The following is a 19,705-nucleotide window of genomic DNA, read 5'->3' as shown; positions in this document are numbered from 1 at the left end:
TGACGTGCGGGCGCGCGGCTGGACCGAAGTACACGGGCTCTCGTACGCAGGTCCGACCCCGCGCCACCAATTCTCGCGAATGACGAATTTCAGATCCGCAAGCCGAACCTGATGCCGTCATAAATGGCGGCATGGATGTTGCGCGAGGCGACCGCGTCGCCAATGCGGAACATTACGAAGCTGCCTTGCGGATTGCGGGCCGGAAAGATGTCGCCACCGCTCACCAGACGCTCATAGTCGACCGCGCCGCCATTCTTCGATAGCGGCTTCAGCGAGAGGTAGAGATCATCGAGCGGCAGCGTGCCGTGCTCGACCACCACCTGGTCGACTCGCCGCTCGCCGCGCCAGCCGTCGGCAAAGTCCGACGCAAGCTCGGCGACCAACTGATTGCCTTCACGCCGCACCGCCCGCAGCCGCGTGTTGATGGTGATGACAACGCCCTTGTCCTGGAAGGCGCGCATATAGGGTACGTGGTTCATGCCGCCCATTTCCGGGGCAAAGAAGCGCTCCGGCGAGACAAGTTCGAGTTTCGAGCCGGCATTGGCGATCAGTTCGGCCGCGCCCATGCCCTGATGGCCGCCATTGTCGTCATAGAGCAGCACATTTTCGGCCGGCTTGACGCTGCCCGCCATGATGTCCCAGCTTGAGGTGACAAGGTTGTCGCCCGCCGTCAGCGGCGGGTTCTGCGGCAGACCGCCGGTGGCGACCACCACCACGTCGGGTGACAGTGCCAAAACGTCGTCCTTTTCCGCCCAGGTGTCGTAGCGGATCACGACGCCGAGCCGGTCGAGTTCGGCCAGCCGCCAGTCGATGATGCCGATCAATTCCTTGCGGCGCGGGTTCTGCGTCGCAAGCCGAATTTGGCCGCCGGCCTGGCTCGAGGCTTCAAGTACCGTCACCTTGTGACCTCTCTCGGCCGCGACCCGCGCCACCTCCAGTCCGCCGGCGCCGGCGCCGACGACGATGATTTTCTGCTTCGGCCCTTCTGTCTCGACGATGATGTGCGGAATATCGGCCTCGCGGCCGGTCGCCGCATTGTGGACGCACAGCGCTTCACCGCCTTCATAGATGCGGTCGAGACAATAGGTGGCGCCCACACATGGGCGTATCTCGTGCTCACGGCCCTCCATCACCTTTTTCATGATGTGCGGATCGGCGATGTGGGCGCGGGTCATGCCGACCATGTCGAGCTTACCGGTGGCGATGGCGTGGCGCGCGGTGGCGACGTCGGAAATGCGTGCCGCATGAAAGGTCGGGAATTTCGTCGCCGCCCTCACCTCGCCGGCGAAATCGAGATGCGGCGAAGAGCGCATGCCGGTCACCGGTATGACCTTGGTCAGCGCCGCATCGCTCTCTATCGAACCGCGGATGATGTTGAGGAAATCGACCTTGCCCGAGCCGGCCAGCCGCGTCGCGATCTCGATGCCCTCCGCCTTCGACAGGCCCTGTTCGAAATCTTCGTCGGCGACCATGCGGATGCCGACGACGAATTTGTGGCCGACCGCCGCGCGCACGGCCTCGAGCACCATGTTGGTGAAGCGCAGGCGGTTATCGAGCGAACCGCCGAACTCGTCGTCGCGCTGGTTGGTGGCCGGCGACCAGAAGCCGTCGATCAGATGGCCGTAGGCCTCGAACTCGATGCCGTCGAGGCCGGCGGCATGGCAGCGCTGGGCGGCAGAAGCATAGTCGGCAACGATGCGCTCGATGTCCCAGTCCTCGATCGTCTTGGGAAAAGCACGATGCGCCGGCTCGCGGACCGGCGAGGCCGAGAGCACCGGCAGCCAGTCGGCCTTGTTCCAGCCGGTGCGGCGGCCGAGATGGGTGATCTGGATCATCACCTTGCAGTCGTGCTCGTGGCAGGCGTCAGCGAGCTCCGCCAGCCACGGCACGATCCTGTCGTCATAGACATGCAAATTGCCGAAGGCAGCCGGACTGTCGCGCGAGACGATCGCCGATCCGGCGGTCATGGTCAGCGCCATGCCGCCCTTGGCCTTCTCGGCATGGTAGAGCCGATAGCGCTGTTTCGGCATGCCTTCCTCGGAATAGGCCGGCTCATGGCTGGTCGACATGACCCGGTTCTTCAGCGTCAGATGTCTGAGCTGATAGGGCTGGAGAAGCGGATCGTTGGAGGTCATCGTCTTCCTGCTGTTTCAAATTGTGCTGAAGCAGCGTGCACTGCTTCAGATCTAATTTTAATCATCGGATTCATCCGAAAACCGCTGCGCACTTTTCGGTCCGATGCTAATGAGCGGCAAAATCGAACGAGGCCACCGCCCATGACCGTGACAAAAGACCTTACCCAACTCGGCACAAGGGTCGAGACGCCACAGAGCCCCGAAGCAGCGGTCCTGGAAACCGTGCCGTTTGCCCGCGGCGACGGGCCGCCAGCGATCGTGCGCTTCGTCTGCCCGGAATTCACCTCGCTGTGCCCGGTCACCGGCCAGCCGGATTTCGCCCACATCGTCATCGACTACGCACCTGACGCGGCTCTGGTGGAATCGAAGTCGCTCAAGCTGTTCATGACCTCGTTTCGCAATCACGGCGCTTTCCATGAAGAATGCACCGTCATGATCGGCCGCCGCATTGTGGCGGCAACCAAGCCGCTGTGGTTGCGCATAGGCGGCTATTGGTATCCGCGCGGCGGCATTCCGATCGACGTGTTCTGGCAGACAGGTGCTCCGCCGGAAGGCAGCTGGCTGCCCGACACCGGGGTCGCGCCCTATCGCGGGCGCGGGTGAACTCGCCGATCATTCGCACTGATATTGGCTGAGTGCCCATTCGCCGGTCACCGACAACAGGTCCGTGATCTTCCACTCGCCGTCGACCTTCTTGAATTTCCACTCCAGCCGGTGCGGATTGCCTGAGATGACGAAGGCGACGATGACCTTGGCCTGGTCGCCGTTGACCGCCTCCAGCGTCTTCAGGCTCTTGTCGATCTCGGCCTTGTCATAGTCCGCATTGTCTAGCGCCATGTTGGGGTCGAGGCACTCGCCCTGCCCGGACTTGCGCAAGGCGTCGCTCTTGTCGAGCACGGTTTTCGCCGGATCGATGAAATGGCTGCGCTCTGACGGATCGATCTCCAGCCCGACCTGATCGTAAAACGGCCGCACCACCGCTGTCGGCGAACCCGGCTGGATCGGTGCGGCTGGCGCGGCTTCGGCTGGCGACCATCCAACCGGGGGCGTTGCCGGTTCCACCCCGGTTCCGGGCGCATTTGCAGGCGGCGCCCCGCTGTCGGCCGGCGTAGCGTCAGCCGGGGCGTTTGCCGGCGGCGCACCCAACAGACCTTGGGCGTCGGCACCGCTCAGACCCACCGCCAGCAGGCACATGGTCGACAGTGCCAGGAACGGGCGACGAGCCATCGCATCACTCCGGTGTCTGGCCGGCCATGCATTCCAGCGCGCTGAGCTTCCAGTCGCTGGTCTTGGAGGCGATGTCCGATATCTTCCACTGGCCGTCGATCTTCTTGAGCGACCAGACCATTTCACGTTTGGAATCGTCGCCTTCCGAAAAAAGGCTGAAGGTCGCGGTAACCTCTGCGTTGTCGCCATCTAGCTTCTCAGACAATTTGAGCGTTCTCGAGACGGTCTTCTGATCGAAATCCTGGGCATCGAGACCAGGATCGAAGTCGATGCAGGCAACCTCGTCCGGGTTCTTTTTCGTTGCCTGGTCGTTCAGGTCGAACAGTTTCGTCACCGGCTCGGTGAACCGATCCCGATATTGTTCGTCGGCCTCGAACTTGACCGCCGGCACATAGAAGAACTTCACGGCGTTGGACGCCGGTCCGGCGACGGCGGTCGCCGGCAAGGCTATCGAAAGGGCGGCAGCGAGCAATGTCAGTCTCATGCAGGATCTCCGGCTTTTGATGGCTTGGGCCAATCAATACCACGTATCCTGCATATCGGCTTTTTTGCGGCTCATGAAGTCCTGCAGCGCCTTGCTTTCAGGCGTCCAGCCAGACGTTCTGGAGATCCATCTCGAACGTCTGATGGACACCGTAGTTCTTCACCTTCTTGTTCATGTGGCTGAAGAGCTTCTGCCAGAACGGCTGAACAATGACGCCCGAATCCTGCAGGATCTGCTCGACATCCTTCATCACCTCCTTGCGCTTGGCCACGTCGATCAGCGAAAGAGCCTGCTTGAGCTTGGCGTCGAAATCGGGATTGGAGTATGCGGATTCATTCCACGCCTCGCCGGTGCGGTAGCCAAGCGCCAGCACCTGGACACCGAGCGGACGCATGTACCAGATCGTCATGGAATAGGGATATTTCGTCCAGTCGTTCCAGAAAGTCGAACCCGGCAGCACCGTACGCTTGACCTTGATGCCGGCATCGCGCAACTGGCCGGCGATGGCGTCGCCGGTGTTCTTCTGCCAGTCGTCTTCGATGGTGATCAGTTCATGCTCGAAGTCGGCCTGTCCGGCTTCCGCCATCAGTTTCTTGGCGCCGGCCGCGTCGCGTGTCTTCTTGGGCAGCGGATAGTATTCAGGGTGGATCGGGGCGACGTGGTGGTTTTCACCAGGGGTGCCTCGCCCGGCATAGCCGAGTTCTAGAACCGCGTTGTTGTCGACGGCCATCTGCAGAGCGTTGCGCACCCGCTGGTCGTCATAGGGCTTGTGGGTGATGTTGGTGCGGGCAACGAGTGTCGTCGCTGTCGCGACCTCGGATTTCTCCAGGCCCATCTTGTCGAGAATATCGATGAAGTCGGCGGGCGACTCGAAATTGAGGTCGATCTCGCCGGAATCGAAAGCATTCACCGTGGCGTTGAAATCCGTGCCGTAGTCGATGAATTCGACACTGTCGAGTGGCGCTTCACCGCCCCACCATTTGCCATTCTCACGACGCTTGACGACAGCCTTCTGGCCGACATCGTAGGAGACCAATTCGAACGCTCCCGTGCCGATCGGCTTCTTGATCGGATCGGCGCCATCGGCATCGAAGTTGCGGTGAACGACAAGAGCCGGATAGTCGGTGAAGTTCGGGATCAGCGAAATGTCAGGTTCGCTGAGTTTCAGCTTGACCGTGTTGTCGTCGACCTTGGTAATCGCGCCGTCCCTGGCTTTGCCGGTCTTTGCGTCGATCAGCGCGCCGACACGTGCGGCCATCGAATTGCCGGCGACGCCTTTCTCGCACCAGCGCGTCAGATTGTAGGCGACGTCATCGGCGTTGAAAGCGTCGCCGTTGTTCCATGTGATGCCCTTGCGCACATGCAGCACATATTCGGTGGCGTCGTCGTTGATATCCCAGCTTTCGAGCAGGACCGGCTCGAATGTGAATTGCCTGGTGTAGCGGACAAGCGGCTCCAGCCAGCAGCGCGAAATGTTCGCAAGCTCCACCCAGTCGTAAGTGCGCGGATCCTTCTGTCCCTTCACCGACATCGAGACGCGCAGCGTTCCGCCTTTCTTCGGTTCTTCGGCCAAGGCCCGATCCGGCGCGGCAAGGCCGATCATGCCATAGGCAAGCGCCGTCGATGCGCCGAAGGCGCTTGCCAGCGCCAGGAACTCGCGTCGGTCCATGCGGCCCGCACGTGCGTCTTGCGCCATCGCCTCGATAGCGCTCGGCACGCGATCGCCACTGCTTCTGAAGAATGTCATTTTTTCCTCCGCTTCTTTCGCATTGTTCGATACGTGGCGTTGATCGCCCTTCTCGGATGTTCAGTACCAGGCGTCCGCCATCTCAAGCTTCTTACGGCCCATGAAGTCCTGCAGTGCCTCGTCTATGTCAGGGTCCAGCGGCGGTGCCTGGTATTCGGCCAGCGCCTTCTTCCAGCGCCGGTTGGCGCGAATGGCGGCATCTTCCGATCCGGCAGCCTCCCACTTCTCGTAAGGTTCGTTGTCGGCGATCTCGGAATCCCAGAAGGCTGTCTCGTAGTTGGCCAAGGTATGGGCCGAACCGAAGAAATGGCTGCCGGGACCAACCTCCCTGAAGGCGTCGAGCGCCAACTGGTTGTCGTCGATCTTCACCCCGTCGAGATAGGTGTGCAGCGCGCCGCAGAAATCGGCGTCCATAACGAATTTTTCGTAGGACATCGACAGGAGGCCGTCGAGGAAGCCGGCCGAATGCAGAATGAAGTTGGCGCCGCAATGCACAGCCGCCAGCATCGACATGGTGCCTTCGTTCATGGCCTGTGCGTCGGGCAGCTTCGAGGTGGTGAAATTGCCGGAGCAGCGCAACGGCAGCTTCAGCCGCCGTGCCAGTTGCCCGATGACCATCGAGCCGATCGCCGGTTCCGGCGTGCCGAAGGTGGGCGAGCCCGAACGCAGCGACATCGAGGATAGGAAATTGCCGAAAATGACCGGCGCGCCGGGCCGTTCAAGCTGGGTCAGCGCGCAGCCGGCCATGGTTTCGGCGAGCGACTGGGCGATGGCGCCGGCATTGGTCACCGGGCCCATGGCGCCGCCAAGGATGAACGGCACGATGACAGCCGCCTGGTTGGCGCGAGCATAGGCACGCAGCGCCGTCGTCATCGTCGCGTCCCAGACCAGCGGCGAATTGACGTTGACATTGCCGAGGATGACGCAGTTCTTGTCGACAAAATCACGGCCGAAGACGATGCGCGCCATGTCGATCGAATCCTCGGCGCGGCTCTCTGCCGTCACCGAGCCCATGAAGCCTCGATCGGAATATTTGATGTGGCTGTAGACCATGTCGAGATGGCGCTTGTTGACCGGCACATCGACCGGCTCGCAGATGGTGCCGCCGGAATGGTGCAGCCAGGGTGAGGACTGCGCTAGCTTCACGAAGTTGCGGAAATCCTCGATCGTGCCGTAGCGGCGGCCCTTGTCGATATCCATGACGAAGGGTGAGCCGTAGGCCGGCGAGAAGACGACGCTTTTGCCACCGATCTCGACCGAATTGGCCGGATTGCGCGCATGCTGGGTGAAGCTCGCGGGCGCCGTCTTGAGAATCTCGCGCAGCATGCCCGGCTCGAACTTGACCAGAGCGCCGTCAATGGACGCCCCTGCCCGCTTCCAGTGCGCCAGGGCCACTGGGTCGTCGCGGAACTCGATGCCGATCTCGGCCAGGATCCGGTCGGCGGTCGCCTCGATACGAAGCAGGTTCTCTTCCGACAGGATGTCGTAGGTCGGGATGTTGCGCACGATGTAGGGCCGGCTGAGCCCTTCCGAGCCGTGCGAACGCAGTTCACGCCGGGCGATGCGGCCACCGCCGCGCTCACGCCGCTTGGCGGGTTCGATTGTCGTCTCGGCGGCCGGTGCGTTCATGGAGCCTCCATCTTGTTCCTGAGGACAATCTACGCAGACAAAATGGCGATGTGACGCTGGAAAATCCTGATCTCTTGTATAAGCTGGGCTTATGCGAAGCCTGCGCCACCTCTTGCCTTCCGCCGGCAGCCTGATCGTCTTCGAGGCGGCCGGGCGGCTGTCGAGCTTCACCGCCGCCGGGCGAGAACTCGGCATGACGCAGGCCGCCGTCTCCTATGCCGTGCGAGGACTGGAAGAACAGCTTGGCGCCAAGCTGTTCCAGCGCCGGCATCGCCAGGTCATCCTGACCGAGGCCGGCGAGCGCTTCCACGCCGACGTTTCGCTCGGCCTGTCGCATATCCGCAAATCGGCGGAGGATCTGCGCCTGCAGGCAAGTGGCGGCCATGTAACGCTTGCCGCGTCGACGGCCTTCGGTTCCTTCTGGATGATGCCGCGCCTGCAGCAATTCCGCGACGAACTGCCGGGCATCGACCTGCGCATCCAGACCGCCGACCGCGACCTCGACATCATCGCGGAAGGCATCCCTCTCGGCGTGCGCGGCGGCGAGCCTCGGGACTGGCCGGACTATCACTCGTTGCCGCTGGCCGACGAGGAGATATTTCCCGTCGCCGGCACCAGCTATGCGGCAAAGTTCGGCCTGCCCAAATCCGCTGCAGAACTGGCCACGCACCGCCTCATCCATCTGGAAGAGCCGTATCGCGAGGCGGCCAGTTGGGACGAATGGTTCCAGTCGGCCGGCGCCAATCTCAGCGATACCGCACGCGGCCTGCGCATCAACGACTACGGCCTGGTGATCCAAGGAGTCATGGAGGGGCAAGGCATCGCCCTTGGCTGGCGGCACCTCGCCGAGCGGCTGCTGGCATCGGGCCTGCTGGTGCCGGTGACGGATCATGTGATGAAGACCGGCAAGGCGTTCTATGTCGTCTGGCCGAAGAACCGGGAACTCAGCGAAAATGCCCGCAAGGTGCGCGACTGGCTGGCCGCGCAGGCGTAATCCGTGCTGCGAACTGATCCACCGCTCTCACGATTATGCCTCTCCCGCACACCCCGAATCCGCCTATAGTGCCGCCATGCCCATCCGCCAGCTTTCCGAAACGATGATCAACCAGATCGCCGCAGGCGAAGTCATCGAGCGTCCGGCAAGCGTGGTCAAGGAACTGGTCGAGAATGCGCTCGACGCCGGTGCTTCACGCGTCGAGATCGTCACCGCCGGCGGCGGACTGAACCTGATCCGCGTCACCGATGACGGCTCCGGCATTCCCGAACCGGAGCTGGCGTTGGCGATCGCGCGTCACTGCACCTCCAAGCTCACCGAGGATATCAACGACATCCGCTCGCTCGGCTTCCGCGGCGAAGCGCTGCCGTCGATCGGCTCGGTGTCGCGGCTGTCGATCCGGTCACGCACCGCCGCCGGCGACAGTGCCGCCGAGATCGGCATCGAGGGCGGCCGCGTCTTGCCCGTCAAGCCGGCGGCGGCCAACCGCGGCACCACCGTCGAGGTGCGCGACCTGTTCTTCGCAACGCCAGCGCGGCTCAAATTCATGAAGGGTGAGCGCGCCGAGAGTTCGGCGACCAGTGACGTGGTCAAGCGCATCGCCATCGCCTTCCCCGCCGTGCGCTTCACGCTGGCCGGCTCGGACCGCTCGACACTGGAACTGCCGGCGACGGACGACAGTGCGGCAGGCAGCCTGCGCCGTGTCGCCCAGGTAATGGGTGCCGATTTTCCCGACAATTCGATTGCCATCGAGGCGATGCGCGAAGGCGTGCACCTGACCGGCCACGTGTCGATCCCGTCCTTCACCCGCGCCAATGCGCTGCAGCAATATGCCTATGTCAACGGCAGGCCGGTGCGCGACAAGCTGATCGCCGGCGCCATTCGCGGGGCCTTCGCCGACGTCCTGCCGCGCGACCGCCATGCAGTGACGGTGCTGTTTCTTTCGCTCGATCCGGCCATCGTCGACGTCAATGTCCACCCGGCCAAGGCCGATGTGCGCTTCCGTGATCCCGGCCTAGTGCGCGGGCTGATCGTCGGTTCCATCCGCCAGGCGCTGGCCGATTCCGGCATGCGCGCCGCCACCACGGGTGCCGCAGGCATGATGGCGGCCTTCCGCCCGGGCGCCGCATCCTACGGTCACGGCGGCCCGGCCAACGGTCATCGCAGCTACGAGGCGGCCTACCGAGCGTCAGGCCCCTCCGGCTTCGACCCGGCCCGATCGCCGCAGCGACCGCTCGACATGGGTTTCGAGGGCGCGGGCTTCGATCAACGCGGCTTACGCGAAAACGAGCAGGCGGCGTTCGATGCCGGCCCGCTTGCCAGCGCCGATGCGCGCGCCGGGCAGGATGAGGCGGCCGAGACGCTGCTTGGTGCGGTGCTCGGTGCGGCGCGCGCCCAGGTGCATGAGAACTACATCGTCGCGCAGACCAGGGATTCGCTCGTCATCGTCGACCAGCATGCGGCGCATGAGCGTCTGGTCTACGAAGCGCTGAAAAATGCGCTGCATTCGCGGCCGGTGCCTTCACAGATGCTGCTGCTGCCTGAAATCATCGATCTGCCGGAAGAGGATGCCGAACGGCTTGCCATGCATTCGGAAACGCTGGCCCGCTTCGGCCTCGGTATCGAGCGCTTCGGCCCCGGCGCCGTCGCAGTGCGCGAGACGCCGTCGATGCTCGGCGAAACCAATGTCCAGCAGTTGGTGCGCGACCTCGCCGACGAGATCGCCGACAACGACACGGTCGACACGCTGAAGGAGCGGCTGGACAAGATCGCCGCGACCATGGCCTGCCACGGCTCAGTGCGCTCCGGCCGCCTGCTCAAGGCCGAGGAGATGAATGCGTTGCTGCGGCAGATGGAGGCGACGCCCGGCTCCGGCACCTGCAACCACGGCCGCCCGACCTATATCGAGCTCAAGCTGGCGGATATCGAAAGGCTGTTCGGCCGGCGTTGAGGTCTTGCTATCGGCGTCCCGTTTCATTTCCTCTGGCGGTACTTTTTGGTCTTGCGGTCAAAGGCATAGTCCATCGTATATCCGGCGCCGCCACCTCGAAAATTCACCGAAATGATGTCCTCGCTTCGCTCGGCCCACTTCTGGACGTTCGCATAGATGGACGTCATCAGCATGCCGGCGTTGCAGCCATCATCATCGAAGGCGATCTCCTGAACGATCTTCCTGCTGCTCTTTTTGACGACCTGCATTTTCGCCATGCAAGTGCCTGAGTCGGTGTTCGTATAAACACCGGCAAACCTGTGGGCGGCTGTTTCGGCCCAGAAGGGAATCTCGATGGCCCCGTCGATCTTTGGGTCGCCGGTATCGTCCAGACTCGCGACCTTCTTGAGCGTGACGGGATACGTGTCTGCCCCCTTGCTCCAGGTGCCTGTCGCGCCGCTTTCAGCCATGTCGAGGGAAAACGGGCATCCGGTGGTGTCGACGGGTATCTTTGATCCAACCACCAATATCCGGTCGAATTCCTTGTCATTCGAGATCTCGCAGAGCACGAGGCTGGTGCCGTTGAGCTTGCCGAACACCGCTATCGGGCTTTGCTTCGCGTCGTAGAAGTAGCTTCCCTCGACGGTCATGCCGCTGCCGAAGCTGTCATATGTCTGAAGCGAGACATGAACGGGCTGGGAGCCGATGGACCCTTCGTAATTCTCCACGTGATACCAACCCGCGGCGGCCTCCCCGCTCAGCAGCAGCACGCAATAAATTGCGGATATGAACCCTCTTCCCATCCCGACCCCGCTCCACACAAGCGGCTCACCATAGCCGCCCGCCTGGCGCATGTCTGCATCGAAACGAGCACGGCTCGGGATTTGAGTTCGGAAACGGCTCCAGCCTTTTGTTTTACCTCTTCAAATTCACCACGATCACGCCACCGAGCGCCAGCGCACCACCGAGGATGCCAAGCAGGGTCGGCACTTCGCCCAGCCAGAAGAAGCCGATCAGGGCAGACATGGGCGAGACAAGGTAGAGGAAGTTCGAGGCACGTGCCGCAGGCAGACGCGACAGGGCGGTCGCCCAGGCGGCATAGGCGATCAGGCTGGGCACAATGCCGAGGAAGATGACGGCGCCAAGGCCGGCGGTATCTGCAACGACCGCTTGCGAAAAGGCTGACGGCAGGAAGGGCGACAGGCAGAGTGCGCCTAGCACCATGTTCGAGGCAGAAATGGTCAGCGGATGATGGCGGGCAAACAGCGGCTTCTGGACTATGGTGTTGACGGCCGAGCACAAGGCCGAACCGAGCACCAGCAGCGCGCCGGTGTTGAAGTGCAGGCCATGCCCGTCGGCCATGGCGATGACGCCAATGCCGGCGAAGGAAATCACCGTGCCGGCCCAGGCCATGCCCGAAAAACGCTCGCCAAGCAGCGCCATTGCCATGATGGCGGTGAAGATCGGGCTGACATTGATGATGAAGCCGGCGGCGCCGGCCGAGACGGTCAGTTCGCCGAAATTGAGCATTACGGTGTAGAGCGCGACGAAGATGGCACCGCCAAAGACGAGGCGCCACACTTCGTCCAGCCTAGGCAGCGCCGGGCGCTTGGCGGCCAGGAAGATCGCCGCCGGCACAGCGGCAATGGCAAAGCGCAACGCACCCAGTTCCAGCGGCCCAAAGGCGGCGAGGCCTGCGCGGATCGCCGGAAAGGCAGAGGCCCAGCCAACCACCGTCAGCGCCACCGCGATGGCTGCCGTGGTGTCCATCCGTTGTGTCGAATTCAACGTGCTGGTCATTGCGCTCATCTCACTGTCCTCGTGTTCTTCGGTCCTGAATGGCAGAAAACCCCTTTTCGGGTCGGTTGACAAACGACCAAATCGAGGATCACCTGTGACTATGGATCACAGCTCAGACACAATGGTACCGCTCGAAACGCTGCGCGCCTTCGACGCGGCGGCGCGAACGGGCAGCTTTTCGGCGGCCGCCGAAAAGCTCAACATCACCCACGGTGCCGTCAGCCGGCAGATCGCCAAGCTCGAAGACTGGCTGGGGTTGAAAGTTTTCGATCGCGGTGCGCGCGGCGTCTCGCTGACCATCGAAGGCAACCGGCTGCATTTGCGCACGGCGGAGGCTTTCGCGCTGATTTCCAGCCATTCCGACCGCTGGGTGGAACCACGCGGCACCGCCGTGGTGCGATTGACCTCGATCCCCTCGGTCAGCGGGCTGTGGCTGATGCCGCGCATGGCGGCGCTGGAGAACGATCCCTCCAAGCTGCGCATCGTGCTCGACGTCGACATCCGCCAGGCCGACCTTGCCGATGAGGGCATTGATCTCTCGATCCGCTGCGGCCGCGGCGGCATTCCGGGCCGCATCTCGGTGCAGCTTTTCGAGGAACATGTCTTCCCCGTCGCCTCGCCCGAGCTTGCCCGCGAGATCGGCCGCGGCGACCCTGCCCGACTGCTCAAATATTCGCTGATCAACGATTCCGACGCGTCAGCCTGGCGCGCCTGGTTTGCCGCGCAAGGCATGGACTATCGCCCGCGCCCGCAGGACCGCCGCTTCGAGGACTATAATCTGGTGCTCGACGCCGCCGCCTATGGGCTCGGCATCGCGCTGGCGCGTCCACCGCTGACCGGGTATCAATTGAAGTCGGGCCGCATCACTCCCGTCGACGGGCGCACCGCGCTCAATCCGGTATCCTATTGGCTCGACCGGCCGATGGGACGGCCCCGTGCCGCCGCGGCGGAACTGGCGCGCCGTATCGCGGTGCAGGCAGGGCTGTCGCCGGAAAAGATGGAAGCCTTCATCGAAGCCGAGGGTTAGCGCAGCATCAAGAGAACGAACCCAAGGACCACGGTTCCTAGCAAACCGGCCATTGTCGAAACGAAGCCGATCTTCACCAGCAGGTGCTCGGGGTTCGGCGCCGCACCATGGGATTGCTTGGCCGGCCTTTGCGGGCCCGCCGGGGTATCCAGTGCGGCAGCGTTGCGCGGGACCGGAGTCTGCGGCGGGATAAGCGACAGCAATGACAACCCCGCAACCCTTGCAGGAGCATTGTCATTAGCCGTTGCCGAAGGTGGCAAGACGGCTCGCTGCGTTTCGGCTTCAGGCGTTGCCTTTCTCGCCACGACCGTTGCCAATGCCACTTCTTCCCCCGTCACGAACTGGGCAAGATAGGCCTCGACGATGCCAGCCGACGCGATCTGTTGCGATTTGACGACCATCGGCGCCGCAGGCAAAGCCAACAGCGCGGGTGCTGTCTGTTGCGCAAGCATGGACGGCGCAGGCGGCTGGACCAGCGCCTTGACCAGTGCCGTCATGACTGGGTCGGCCTTTGCCGACGGCACGGCCTGCGGCGTCATCGTTTCCCTAAGCAAGGCGGCAAGGCGGGCGGAGGAAATGTCCATAGTGCCCCGACATCAGCGTTTTTCTCCCCAACAATAGGGTGTCAGCATTGTCTCAAGCTTGTCACATGCTTGACCTCGCCGGGAATTTATGGCGATGAAATCCCCATGAACCTCGGCGTCCCTGCATGATGAACCGTTTCGAAGGCCCCGGCGGCAAGGAAGCCCGCATCCGCTATCTCGATGGCGACTTCCAGGTTACCAGCCCCGGCGCATTCGTGCGCTGCGCGGTGACAGGCGAAAGCATTCCGCTCGATGAGTTGAAATACTGGAGTGTCGCCAGGCAAGAGCCCTACATCAACGCTACTGTCTCACTGCGCCGCGAAATCGAGGTGCATCCGGAATTGCGTAAGCGCGGCTAGAGCGGTTCACCGTTTCACGGAAACGGCGAACCGCTCTAGCTCTTTGTTTTGACGCAATTCCGGACGGAAAACCGTTCCACGCTTTTCCTGAAATTGCTTTAGCCCTTCAGCTTGCGCTGGCGCCAAGCATCGAGCGTTTCGTCGATGATGCGCTCGGGAACATTGTCGAGTTCGAAAACCGTGTCGATCTCCAGCACCTCGAGCCGGTCGACAAAGTCCTGTGGGGCGCCATGGCGCAGCCGGGCGGCATCCTTGGCGGTGGTGATGAGGCCGAGCCCCTCGGCGCGTGCGGTCGCCGCCAGCTCTGCAAGTTCGTCCTCTGCATAGAAATGATGGTCCGGAAACGGCCGCGTCAACGCCAGTTCGCCGCCGGCCTCGCGGACCGTGTCGAAGAATTTCTCGGGATGGCCGATACCGGCGAAGGCCAGGAACCGCTTGCCGGCAAGCCTTGCCTTACCGTTTGGCTCGGTGTGGGCTTCGAAGATCGGCCGGCCGGCGCGTGCCGCCTGGCGGACCACGGCGTCGGCTGCGGTGCCCTCGCCCATCTTCAACAGCCCGCTGGTGAAGACCAGTTGGTCGACGACCCTGGCCCGGAGCGGACCGCCCGGGATGACGCGGCCATTGCCGATCCCGTAGCGCGCATCGACGACGACCAGCGCGTAGTCGATGTGGATGCGGGCGCTCTGGAACCCATCGTCCATGATCAGGAAATCGCAGCCATGCTTTTCGAGCAGCAGCCGGGCGCCGGCGGCGCGGTTCGGCGTCACCGCCACCGGCGCGTGTTCGGCCAGCAGCAGCGGCTCGTCGCCGACATGCCTGGCGCTGTCGTGATCGATATCAACGACATGCGGCTCGGCGAAGGAGCCGCCATGGCCGCGCGACAGGAAGCCGGGTTTCAGATGCATGCGCTTGGCCTTTTCGGCGAGCGCGATGGCCACGGGGGTCTTGCCGGTGCCGCCAACGGTGAAATTGCCGATGCACAGAACCGGTGCCTCGATCTTCTCGCGCTTGGCTCGCCGCATGCCGCGGCCGGCGGCGGCCCCGTAGATGGCCGACAGCGGCGACAGCGCCAGGACCCGCCAGTCCGGCTCTTCCCACCAGAATGGTGGTGCTTCGGAGGCCACGCTAGCGCCCGTTCGCGCCCTTCAGGCGCGACTTGACGACCAGCGGCTGGATGTAGGGTTCAAGGGATTTCAGCGTGCGCGCCAGCGCACCGCGCATCTCGTCGACGGTCGCAACGCCCGCCGCCATCATCTCGTGGCGCGCCACTTCGTTGGTCAGGAGGAAATTGACGGCGCCGGCCAGCATGTCGCGATCGCGCACCAGCTTGGCGCCGCCACTGTCGAGCAGACGCTGGTAGGCCTCGCGAAAATTCTGCACATTGCGCCCGGCGAGAACCGCTGTGTCGAGCATGGCCGGCTCCAGCGGGTTCTGGCCACCCTCGGAGGTCAGCGAGCGGCCGACGAAGGCGATTTCCGTCAGCCTGAGATAGAGCCCCATCTCGCCGATCGTGTCGCCGAGCAATATGTCGGTGTCGGCAGTGATCCTGTCGCCCTTGCTGCGCCGCGCGACCTTCAGGCCCATGCCGGAAATCTGTGCCGCCAGGGCCTCGGCGCGATCGGGGTGGCGTGGAACGACGATCGTCAGAAGACCGTGGTGACGCTTGTGCAGTGTCGCGTGGACCTCGGCGGCGACCACCTCCTCGCCGTCATGGGTCGATATCGCCGCCCAGGTCGGGCGCGCGCCGATCTGCCGCCGCAGCGTCGCCAGCACCCGTTCGTCGACAGGCGGCGGCGACGTGTCGACCTTGAGGTTGCCCGACACCGTAACCGGCCGCGCGCCGAGAGCGAGAAACCGCTCGCCATCGACATCAGACTGCGCCACCACATGAGCCAGGTTCTCGAACAACGCCTCGGCGATATTGGCTCGTTTCTTCCACGACTTGAACGAGCGGTCGGACAGCCTGCCGTTGACCAGCACCTGCGGCACGCGGCGCGCGCCGAGCTCGAGGATGGTCATCGGCCAGATCTCGGATTCGGCGATGATCGCCAGATCCGGCTGCCAGTGATCGAGAAACCGGCTGACCGCCGGCTTAAGGTCGAGCGGCACATACTGGTGGATGATGCGATCACCGAGCCGCTCGTCGGCAACCTGCGCCGAGGTGACCGTTCCGGTCGTCAGCACGATGTTGACGCCATAGTCGAGAATGCTTTCGACCAGCGGCACGACGGCAATGGTCTCACCGACGCTCGCGGCATGGATCCAGATCACCGGCCCGTCGGGACGCGCGCGGCCGGCGACACCATAGCGCTCGCGGCGGCGGTTGCGGTCCTCCTTGCCCTGCGAGGTGCGCCAGGCGACATAGGGTCCGACCAGCGGATAGGCAGCGGCGCCGGCGAAACGGTATGCCGACAGCATGACTCGCGCCCAGTGACCGCTCATCGCGGAGCATCCACGAGACGGTAGGCCTCGGCGGTCGCGGCATTGAGCGCGACCGTCACTTCCTGACGCTTACGCTCCATTTCGGCGTCATCGGCGCCGGCGGCCACGAAGATCGGCGGGCCGATGACGATCGACGAGCGGCCGAATGGCAGGTTGATGGTGGTCTTATCCCAGCTCTTCTCCAGCACCTTGCGGCGGCTGGTGGTGATGGCGACAGGCACAAGCGGCCGACCCGAGAGGCGCGCCAGGAGAACGATGCCAAGCCCTGCGTCTCGCGGCGTACCGTGCGGAATGTCTGCTATCATGGCGACGTTCTTGCCTGCACTGAGCGACTTTTTCAGGGCGATAAGTGCTTTTGCCCCGCCCTTGTCGAGATGCCTGGCATTTTCACGTCCGCCCGAACCACGCACCGCCTCGATGCCAAATTTCTCCAACATCAACGCGTTGAGCTCGGCATCGGCGCTGCGTGAGACCATGGCGACCAGCGGCTTACGCTTGGGGTAGTAGGCTGGCGTCAGCAGATGCTGGCCGTGCCACAGGGCGATGATGCCGGGCTCGAACTCGGCATAGGCCCGGCCCGAAAACCGCGCCGATCCCTCGACGACGCGATTGGTGAGGCGTACGAACCGGACGAACTGAGCGAACAGGCTGGCGATGGCGTTCTTGACGAATCGCGACTGCGCCAGCGGTTCGCGAATCTTGCGCCAGAAGGCCTTGGTCGTGCGGCTGCGTCCCCTGCCCGTGGGCTCGGCGTTGCTCGCTGGCCCTTTCGCCAGATCATGCTCCATCGAAGTCAACCGGCAGCCTTGTTGTCGGGGTCCAGCAGCCGGTGCAGATGGACGACGAAATAACGCATGTGGGCATTGTCCACGCTGGCTTGTGCCTTGGCTTTCCACGCTGTGTGCGCGGATTGATAGTCCGGATAGATGCCGACGATGTCGAGCCCGTCGAGATCGCGGAAATCGGTGCCGCCGAGCTTCTTCAGTTCGCCACCGAACACCAGATGCAAAAGCTGTTTTTTTCCGTCTTCCGCGGCCATGTCGGTCCTTCACATATCGTGAGTTTGTGACAGGTCTAGACCAAAGCCGCCGACTTTGGAACCTTCAGAGCGAGATGAATTCATCTCGCTCTGGAAAACGCTTTCACGCATCCAGTCCGGCGATGACGCCGGCGAGCACGGCCAGCAATTCACCGCTGCCGGCGGCGAGCGCGCCATGACGGGTCACCTCGCCGGCATAGAGTGGGGCGCGGCCATGCTGGTCGAGCAACTGGCCGCCGGCCTCGCGCAAGATGAGATCGGCCGCCGCAATGTCCCAGTCATGCGCGTTCGGTTTGACGAAAGTGGCATCCAGCGCGCCATTGGCAATCATGGCCAACCGATAGGCGAGCGAAGGGCTGTAGGGGCCCCGCTTCAGCCGCGCCTGCCATTCGGGCGGCATCAGGTCGGTCAGCTGCTTCAGTCCGGAAATCTCGGCCGTATCCGCCAGCTTGCGCACGGCAATGCGCTTGCCGTTGCGGAAGGCGCCCTGGCCGGGCAGCGCCCAATAGGTCTCTTCCATCGCTGGGCATTCCAGCACGCCGGCCAGCGTGCGGCCCTGCTCGACGACGGCAACGCTGACGCACCAGGTGCGCAGGCCTTCCAGGAAACCGCGCGTGCCGTCGATCGGGTCGACGACGAAGGTGCGGCCTGCCGAAAGCCGAACCGGATCGTCGACTGTTTCTTCCGACAGCCAACCATAATCGGGCCGTGCCGCCAGCAGCGTTTCGCGCAGATAAGCGTCGGCGGCATGGTCTGCCTCGCTGACCGGCGATGTGCCGCCCTTCATCCAGACTTGCGGTTTGTTGCCGAAGTAACGCATGGCGATGACCCCCGCCTCGCGGGCGGCATCGCGCAGCAGCGGCAAGTCTTCGGTGGCCCCGACAGTGGTCAGGTCATGCTCCGGCAAGGGTCATGCCTTCGATCAGGAGCGTCGGGGCCGCGGTACCGAAATTGCGGTCGAGATCATCAGCCGGCACCATGTTGAGGAACATGGTCTTCAGGTTCGAGGCGATGGTGACCTCGGCGACCGGATAGGCCAACTCGCCATTCTCGATCCAGAAGCCCGAGGCGCCACGGCTGTATTCACCAGTGACCATGTCGACGCCCTGGCCGAACACCTCGGTGACGTAGAAGCCGGTCTTGAGCGATTTGATCAGTTCTTCCGGCGACCGCTCGCCAGGCTCGATGGCGAGATTGGTGGAGGATGGCGTCACGGAAGAGCCACCGCGCGCGCCGCGCCCATTGGTGGTCAGACCAAGCTCGCGCGCGGCCGAGGTCGACAGGAACCAGTGGTTGAGCACGCCCTTCTCGACCATGAACAGCTTTTCGCCCTCGACGCCTTCGCCGTCGAACGGACGCGAGGCCTGGCCGCGCCGCCTGAGCGGCTCGTCCGTGATGGTGATGGCGGATGCGGCCACCTGCTTGCCCATCATGTCGCGCAGGAACGAGGTCTTGCGCGCGACCGAGGCACCGTTGATGGCGCCTGCCAGATGGCCGGCGATGCCACGCGCGACGCGCGGGTCGAACACCACGTCGACCGGCCCGGTCGCCGCCTGACGCGCGCCAATGCGCCGCACGGCGCGCTCGCCGGCCTTGCGGCCGATGTCTTCGGGCGCATCGAGATCGGCAAAATGCTGGCGCGAGGAGAATTCATAGTCGCGCTCCATGCCCGTGCCCTCGCCGGCGATGACGCTGGCCGAGCGCGAAAAACGCGAGCCGACATAGTGGCCGAGGAAGCCGTGCGAGGTGGCCAGCACCAGGCCGCCAAGACCGGCACCGGCGCTGGCGCCGGCCGAATTGGTCACGCCCTTGACGGCAAGGGCCGCCGCTTCCGCCGCGAGGGCAGCCTCCTTCAACTGGTCGGCCGACACTTCGGTGGCGTCGAACAGGTCGAGATCGCGTGTCTGTTTGGCGAGCAGTGCTGGGTCGGCCAGCCCCTGATAGGGATCCTGGGGTGACACCTTCGCCATCGCCACGGCGCGTTCGGCCAGTGTTTTCGGGTCGGACGCTGCCGTCGCCGAGACACTCGCCACCCGACCGCCGATAAAGACGCGCAGCGCGACATCCTCGCTCTCGGACGATTCGGTACCCTCGACCTTGCCGAGACGCACCGACACCCCGGTCGAGCGGCCGCGCACGGCCACCGCGTCGGCGGCATCGGCGCCCGCCTTCCTGGCAGCCTCGACTAGAGCCGCGACGCGGTCGGTCAATTTTGCTGCGTCTGATATATCGGTCATGCCTGAAATCCTGCTGGTGCGGCCGGCGTCTGGCCGTTGCCCACCCATCTATTGTTCCGGTCCGGCTTGTG

General features: G+C 63.8%; 19 protein-coding genes. 5 read left to right on the top strand and 14 right to left on the bottom strand.

The window, feature by feature from the left end; genetic code table 11:
- Positions 1-89: 89 nt before the first annotated feature.
- Positions 90-2,135, bottom strand: coding sequence for an NADH:flavin oxidoreductase (locus ASD12_RS26990; protein WP_056593847.1), 2,046 nt, complete (start codon positions 2,133-2,135; stop codon positions 90-92).
- Positions 2,136-2,276: 141 nt separating this feature from the next.
- Here ASD12_RS26990 and queF point away from each other — a divergent pair, with 141 nt between their 5' ends.
- Positions 2,277-2,738: a preQ(1) synthase gene (gene queF / locus ASD12_RS26985; protein WP_056593844.1), complete on the top strand. Its 462-nt coding sequence runs from the start codon at positions 2,277-2,279 to the stop codon at positions 2,736-2,738.
- A 9-nt stretch (positions 2,739-2,747) separates the two neighbouring features.
- On the opposite strand, the gene ASD12_RS26980 is transcribed toward queF, so the two are convergent.
- The 4 genes from ASD12_RS26980 to ASD12_RS26965 all read right to left on the bottom strand — a co-directional run bounded on the left by ASD12_RS26980 (position 2,748) and on the right by ASD12_RS26965 (position 7,222).
- A complete protein-coding gene (locus ASD12_RS26980; protein WP_056593840.1) occupies positions 2,748-3,362 on the bottom strand; it encodes a hypothetical protein in 615 nt (204 codons plus the stop codon).
- 4 nt (positions 3,363-3,366) lie between these two features.
- Positions 3,367-3,846 (bottom strand): DUF3828 domain-containing protein, encoded by a 480-nt coding sequence (locus tag ASD12_RS26975; protein ID WP_056593837.1) that lies wholly within the window; start codon positions 3,844-3,846, stop codon positions 3,367-3,369.
- Positions 3,847-3,943: 97 nt separating this feature from the next.
- The gene (locus ASD12_RS26970) at positions 3,944-5,593 is read right to left on the bottom strand and encodes an ABC transporter substrate-binding protein (RefSeq protein ID WP_056593835.1); all 1,650 of its coding nucleotides are present in this window, start codon (positions 5,591-5,593) and stop codon (positions 3,944-3,946) included.
- Between the two features lie 60 nt (positions 5,594-5,653).
- Positions 5,654-7,222: a trimethylamine methyltransferase family protein gene (locus ASD12_RS26965; RefSeq protein WP_056593831.1), complete on the bottom strand. Its 1,569-nt coding sequence runs from the start codon at positions 7,220-7,222 to the stop codon at positions 5,654-5,656.
- Positions 7,223-7,313: 91 nt separating this feature from the next.
- Between ASD12_RS26965 and ASD12_RS26960 the strand changes: the two genes are divergently transcribed.
- Both ASD12_RS26960 and mutL read left to right on the top strand, forming a co-directional pair.
- Positions 7,314-8,216 (top strand): LysR substrate-binding domain-containing protein, encoded by a 903-nt coding sequence (locus tag ASD12_RS26960; protein WP_056593826.1) that lies wholly within the window; start codon positions 7,314-7,316, stop codon positions 8,214-8,216.
- Between the two features lie 76 nt (positions 8,217-8,292).
- Positions 8,293-10,167 (top strand): DNA mismatch repair endonuclease MutL, encoded by a 1,875-nt coding sequence (gene mutL / locus ASD12_RS26955; RefSeq protein WP_056593823.1) that lies wholly within the window; start codon positions 8,293-8,295, stop codon positions 10,165-10,167.
- A 23-nt stretch (positions 10,168-10,190) separates the two neighbouring features.
- Here mutL and ASD12_RS26950 read toward each other — a convergent pair whose 3' ends face one another.
- Both ASD12_RS26950 and ASD12_RS26945 read right to left on the bottom strand, forming a co-directional pair.
- Entirely contained in the window at positions 10,191-11,000 is an 810-nt protein-coding gene (locus tag ASD12_RS26950; protein WP_156398662.1) for a hypothetical protein, read from the bottom strand.
- A 61-nt stretch (positions 11,001-11,061) separates the two neighbouring features.
- On the bottom strand, positions 11,062-11,955 hold the full coding sequence (locus ASD12_RS26945; protein WP_056593817.1) for a DMT family transporter: 894 nt from the start codon (positions 11,953-11,955) through the stop codon (positions 11,062-11,064).
- A gap of 91 nt (positions 11,956-12,046) precedes the next feature.
- Between ASD12_RS26945 and ASD12_RS26940 the strand changes: the two genes are divergently transcribed.
- Entirely contained in the window at positions 12,047-12,973 is a 927-nt protein-coding gene (locus tag ASD12_RS26940; protein ID WP_082525707.1) for a LysR family transcriptional regulator, read from the top strand.
- Here the strand turns inward: ASD12_RS26940 and ASD12_RS26935 are convergent.
- Positions 12,970-13,512, bottom strand: a complete 543-nt coding sequence (locus tag ASD12_RS26935; protein WP_244482993.1) for a hypothetical protein — start codon at positions 13,510-13,512, stop codon at positions 12,970-12,972. The genes ASD12_RS26940 and ASD12_RS26935 overlap by 4 nt on opposite strands.
- A gap of 170 nt (positions 13,513-13,682) precedes the next feature.
- On the opposite strand from ASD12_RS26935, the gene ASD12_RS26930 reads away from it, so the two are divergent.
- Entirely contained in the window at positions 13,683-13,916 is a 234-nt protein-coding gene (locus ASD12_RS26930; RefSeq protein WP_056593808.1) for a DUF2093 domain-containing protein, read from the top strand.
- Positions 13,917-14,014: 98 nt separating this feature from the next.
- On the opposite strand, the gene lpxK is transcribed toward ASD12_RS26930, so the two are convergent.
- The 6 genes from lpxK to ASD12_RS26900 form a co-directional block, all read right to left on the bottom strand.
- Entirely contained in the window at positions 14,015-15,040 is a 1,026-nt protein-coding gene (lpxK, locus tag ASD12_RS26925; protein WP_056593804.1) for a tetraacyldisaccharide 4'-kinase, read from the bottom strand.
- Between the two features lies 1 nt (position 15,041).
- Positions 15,042-16,358 carry a lipid IV(A) 3-deoxy-D-manno-octulosonic acid transferase gene (gene waaA / locus ASD12_RS26920; protein WP_056593801.1) on the bottom strand — a complete coding sequence of 439 codons (1,317 nt, stop codon included), beginning with the start codon at positions 16,356-16,358 and terminating at the stop codon, positions 15,042-15,044.
- Positions 16,355-17,146 (bottom strand): lysophospholipid acyltransferase family protein, encoded by a 792-nt coding sequence (locus tag ASD12_RS26915; RefSeq protein WP_056593798.1) that lies wholly within the window; start codon positions 17,144-17,146, stop codon positions 16,355-16,357. Before ASD12_RS26915 ends, waaA begins: the two co-directional genes overlap by 4 nt.
- Positions 17,147-17,151: 5 nt before the next feature.
- Positions 17,152-17,397, bottom strand: a complete 246-nt coding sequence (locus ASD12_RS26910; RefSeq protein WP_056593794.1) for a DUF4170 domain-containing protein — start codon at positions 17,395-17,397, stop codon at positions 17,152-17,154.
- A gap of 103 nt (positions 17,398-17,500) precedes the next feature.
- Positions 17,501-18,304: a 3'(2'),5'-bisphosphate nucleotidase CysQ gene (locus ASD12_RS26905; protein ID WP_056593791.1), complete on the bottom strand. Its 804-nt coding sequence runs from the start codon at positions 18,302-18,304 to the stop codon at positions 17,501-17,503.
- Positions 18,291-19,634, bottom strand: a complete 1,344-nt coding sequence (locus ASD12_RS26900) for a TldD/PmbA family protein (RefSeq protein ID WP_056594514.1) — start codon at positions 19,632-19,634, stop codon at positions 18,291-18,293. Before ASD12_RS26900 ends, ASD12_RS26905 begins: the two co-directional genes overlap by 14 nt.
- Between the last annotated feature and the right edge of the window lie 71 nt (positions 19,635-19,705).

It is taken from the genome of Mesorhizobium sp. Root102 (assembly GCF_001425625.1).
Lineage (GTDB): Bacteria > Pseudomonadota > Alphaproteobacteria > Rhizobiales > Rhizobiaceae > Mesorhizobium.
Note: the sequence above shows the minus strand (reverse complement) of the source record. Positions and strands in the feature narration are given on the sequence as shown.

Bases quoted from the DNA above. Each gene is read 5' to 3' on its own strand.
- ASD12_RS26965 (WP_056593831.1), bottom strand. From the start codon at position 7,222: ATGAACGCACCGGCCGCCGAGACGACAATCGAACCCGCCAAGCGGCGT.
- queF (WP_056593844.1), top strand. From the start codon at position 2,277: ATGACCGTGACAAAAGACCTTACCCAACTCGGCACAAGGGTCGAGACG.
- ASD12_RS26940 (WP_082525707.1), top strand. From the start codon at position 12,047: ATGGATCACAGCTCAGACACAATGGTACCGCTCGAAACGCTGCGCGCC.
- ASD12_RS26990 (WP_056593847.1), bottom strand. From the start codon at position 2,135: ATGACCTCCAACGATCCGCTTCTCCAGCCCTATCAGCTCAGACATCTG.
- ASD12_RS26950 (WP_156398662.1), bottom strand. From the start codon at position 11,000: ATGCGCCAGGCGGGCGGCTATGGTGAGCCGCTTGTGTGGAGCGGGGTC.
- ASD12_RS26975 (WP_056593837.1), bottom strand. From the start codon at position 3,846: ATGAGACTGACATTGCTCGCTGCCGCCCTTTCGATAGCCTTGCCGGCG.
- ASD12_RS26910 (WP_056593794.1), bottom strand. From the start codon at position 17,397: ATGGCCGCGGAAGACGGAAAAAAACAGCTTTTGCATCTGGTGTTCGGT.
- waaA (WP_056593801.1), bottom strand. From the start codon at position 16,358: ATGAGCGGTCACTGGGCGCGAGTCATGCTGTCGGCATACCGTTTCGCC.
- ASD12_RS26935 (WP_244482993.1), bottom strand. From the start codon at position 13,512: ATGACGCCGCAGGCCGTGCCGTCGGCAAAGGCCGACCCAGTCATGACG.
- ASD12_RS26930 (WP_056593808.1), top strand. From the start codon at position 13,683: ATGATGAACCGTTTCGAAGGCCCCGGCGGCAAGGAAGCCCGCATCCGC.
- ASD12_RS26945 (WP_056593817.1), bottom strand. From the start codon at position 11,955: ATGAGCGCAATGACCAGCACGTTGAATTCGACACAACGGATGGACACC.
- ASD12_RS26900 (WP_056594514.1), bottom strand. From the start codon at position 19,634: ATGACCGATATATCAGACGCAGCAAAATTGACCGACCGCGTCGCGGCT.
- ASD12_RS26980 (WP_056593840.1), bottom strand. From the start codon at position 3,362: ATGGCTCGTCGCCCGTTCCTGGCACTGTCGACCATGTGCCTGCTGGCG.
- ASD12_RS26960 (WP_056593826.1), top strand. From the start codon at position 7,314: ATGCGAAGCCTGCGCCACCTCTTGCCTTCCGCCGGCAGCCTGATCGTC.
- mutL (WP_056593823.1), top strand. From the start codon at position 8,293: ATGCCCATCCGCCAGCTTTCCGAAACGATGATCAACCAGATCGCCGCA.
- ASD12_RS26970 (WP_056593835.1), bottom strand. From the start codon at position 5,593: ATGACATTCTTCAGAAGCAGTGGCGATCGCGTGCCGAGCGCTATCGAG.
- ASD12_RS26915 (WP_056593798.1), bottom strand. From the start codon at position 17,146: ATGGAGCATGATCTGGCGAAAGGGCCAGCGAGCAACGCCGAGCCCACG.